The sequence below is a fragment of the Gemmobacter caeruleus genome, assembly GCF_008271655.1.
GTDB classification, from domain to species: Bacteria; Pseudomonadota; Alphaproteobacteria; order Rhodobacterales; family Rhodobacteraceae; genus Gemmobacter; species Gemmobacter caeruleus.
This window is the reverse complement of sequence record NZ_VKKX01000031.1, coordinates 1-3,060: the sequence shown is the minus strand read 5'-3', so window position 1 is coordinate 3,060 and position 3,060 is coordinate 1. Positions and strand designations below refer to the sequence as shown.

Sequence of the window (3,060 nt, the reverse complement as noted above, 5' to 3'; positions counted from 1 at the left end):
ACCTCTAATATGACTATCATAACCGCTGTTTGGCCCCCACATTGTCCTTCGTCGCCAAGTCTTCGATCGAGGTTCCCACGAATGGAGAACGGGAGTTTCTCATGACCTGCTCCCCTGAAAGTTCCTCGTTTTGAGGTTAGTCTGTTCCCAATTGAAGGAAACAGACGATGAAGCGATCCAGGTTCTCTGAAGAACAGATCATTGGGATTTTGAAAGAGCATCAAGCGGGCATTTCGGCCGCCGAGCTTTGCCGCAAATACGGTGTGAGTGATGCGACCTTTTACAAGTGGCGCTCGAAGTATGGCGGGCTGGAGGTGTCTGAGGCAAAACGGCTGAAGACCCTTGAAGAAGAGAATGCAAAACTGAAGAAGCTGCTCGCGGAGTCGATGATGGATGTGTCGACGCTTCGCGAGATGCTTGGAAAAAACTTCTGACGCCTGGCTCAAGGAGGACAGCCGTGAGCTGGGCAATCGAGACCAAGGGATATTCGCAACGCCGCGCGTGTGGGCTGGTCGGTATCGATCCACGAGATCCGACGATGCTGGTCTGCGCCAAAGGCTCAGGGAACTGGCCTCGGAACGCAGGCGGTTTGGTTATCGCCGGCTGCACATCCTGCTGAGGCGCGAAGGCATTGAGGCCAACTGGAAAAAGGTCTACCGGATCTACCGGGAAGAGCGTCTCACGGTGCGCAAGCGTGGGGGGCGGAAACGAGCCTTGGGAACGCGAGCGCCCATAGCGGTACCGCAAGGAGCCAATCAGCGCTGGTCCCTCGACTTCGTCTCCGACGCTCTGATCGACGGCCGCCGGTTCCGCATCCTGTGTGTCATTGATGACTTCAGCCGCGAATGCCTGGCAACCGTGGTCGACAACTCGATCTCCGGAGCCCGTGTAGCGCGGGAACTGGACATGATAGCGGAGCGCCGTGGCCGTTATCCCTTGATGGTAGTCAGCGACAACGGTACGGAACTCACCTCAAACGCCATGCTCAAATGGCAGCAGGATCGAGGCGTGGAATGGCACTACATCGCCCCTGGCAAGCCGATGCAGAATGGATTTGTCGAAAGCTTCAATGGAAGACTGAGAGATGAATGCCTCAACGAGCATTTGTTCCGCAGCTATCGCCATGCCCGGGACATTATTGAAAACTGGAGGATCGACTACAATCTGAACCGACCGCATACGAGCCTCGACGGGCTCACACCCCATGAATATGCAAACCAGTCCAACAAAGACCACACCGTGAACAGAGCTAACTTATAAACGCAGACAATCAGGGGAGCAGGTCACTGGAGCCGAATATGCCTGCTGACCGCGAATGACGCCCGCGCCGGCGGCCAGTAACTCCCGATGCCAATGAAAAAGGCGACCGAAGCCGCCTTTCCAATTCTCGACGTCGTCGAAGGTCACATGGACATCGACCGAGCCGATTGCTTCCGCTCGCCGGGAGGCGTGATGCCGGGACGGGGAGGGGTGACAGCCGTCGGTTTGATCTTTCTCGAAGCCGTGTCGGGAAGCCGCGCATTGGCGCTGATCCGAATTTCCTGATCAATCAGGCGCTCCGGGACAAGCCCCTTCATGTAATCGAACAGCGCGTCGTCCTTCGGATCGCCCGTCTGCGATGCCAGTGACCATTCGCCGTCACCGTCGCGATGAACGCGGATCGTTGCCGTTTCCTGATTGGCCGGGAACTCATCCCGCAGCGCCGGCGGCACCGTAACCGTGAGATCAAGCGTCGCCTCGGCGGTGTTGCTCAAGCCGTCATGCTCCACCAACTGCACGCCCAGGAGCCGGATCGTATCCTGTCGGTCGAGGGCAAAGCCCTTGATGCCGTCTCCCTGGTTGATGGGGATGCCGGACATCTGGCGAAGTTCACCGACATGCTTCACCAGGTCGCTATGGAAATGAGCGAGAAGCGCACGGTCCGCTTCGCTTTTCAGTCCCTCTTGCGTCAGCCCGACGACGTTGTTGTGATCGAGGGTGACCTGAAGCTCACAGTGCGTATCGGCCAGATCCGGGATTTCACCGAATTCCGATTTGTACCAGTCAGTCGTTTTCAGAGCTTCCGGGATCTCGACCGTGACTTCGAACGTCAGGATCTTGTCGACCGGATTCAAGATGCGACCCTCGGTGTTGAGCGGCTTGAACCGGATCTCGTCAACGCCTGGAATGCTGATTTGGGTATCTGTCATCGAATGCTCCATTCGGATTGCGATGACCTGACAATGGTGACCGGACCTATGGAATTCACGCGATCTCGTCGAGTAACTCCCGGATGACGAAAAAGGCGGCCGAAGCCGCCTCTCCTGATCCCAACATGACCGGTAATCACATGGACATTGACCGACCCGTCTGGCGACGCTCACCCGGAGGCGTGATGCCAGCACGGGGAGGAGTGATGCCGAATGTCTTCCCGGCCACCTTCTCGTTCGACGGCGACTCCATGTTGGCTGCCTTCGCCTTCAGCACGTCTTCATACTCGCTGAAGAGTTCGTTTTCGAAATCGTGCCAGACGCCGGAATCGTATCCCTGCCCCAGTTCGACATCGCCGTTCTCGTCAACATGGATGACCAGCATGTGTTCCTGCGGAACCTCACGATCCTCTTCTTCCTCGAACGCCTCTTCGAAGCTTCCGATCATGTGACCTGGCACCTTGAGATCAACGCCCCAGGTGCCTTCGGGGATATCGCCGTCATACTTGTAGTACTCGACGTTCATTCGCTCGGCGGCGAGTCCCTCTGCCAGCGTTTTCAGCTCGCCGTCAAAGTGAATGACGATGCTTTCCTCGTACCCACGAAGAACCGAGGAGCGGGAATGGTCGGGAGAGATGGTGCCGTCTTTGTCGATGGACATCAGGACTTCCGCTGTCGCGTTCACGGGGAAGCCAGCGGCGGTAAGCGCCTCACGATGCTGGTCCCTCACTTCATCGGGAACCGGTGACCTGCCACGGGATTTTTCCTCCACCTGCGATTAGAGTCCGGCCCATGGAGAGGACGGACGATGAAGAAGGCACGACTGACGGAAGAGCAGATCATAGGCATCCTGCAGGAGCATGAGGCGGGC

The 3,060-nt window shown here is 57.5% G+C and carries 2 protein-coding genes and 1 pseudogene; 1 reads left to right on the top strand and 2 read right to left on the bottom strand.

Annotated elements, in window-relative coordinates:
• Positions 1–167: 167 nt before the first annotated feature.
• A pseudogene (locus FOA17_RS10680) lies at positions 168–1,260 on the top strand (IS3 family transposase).
• Positions 1,261–1,403: 143 nt separating this feature from the next.
• Here FOA17_RS10680 and FOA17_RS10675 read toward each other — a convergent pair.
• Positions 1,404–2,189 (bottom strand): hypothetical protein, encoded by a 786-nt coding sequence (locus FOA17_RS10675; protein ID WP_149141484.1) that lies wholly within the window; start codon positions 2,187–2,189, stop codon positions 1,404–1,406.
• A 136-nt stretch (positions 2,190–2,325) separates the two neighbouring features.
• A complete protein-coding gene (locus FOA17_RS10670; protein ID WP_149141483.1) occupies positions 2,326–2,850 on the bottom strand; it encodes a hypothetical protein in 525 nt (174 codons plus the stop codon).
• Between the last annotated feature and the right edge of the window lie 210 nt (positions 2,851–3,060).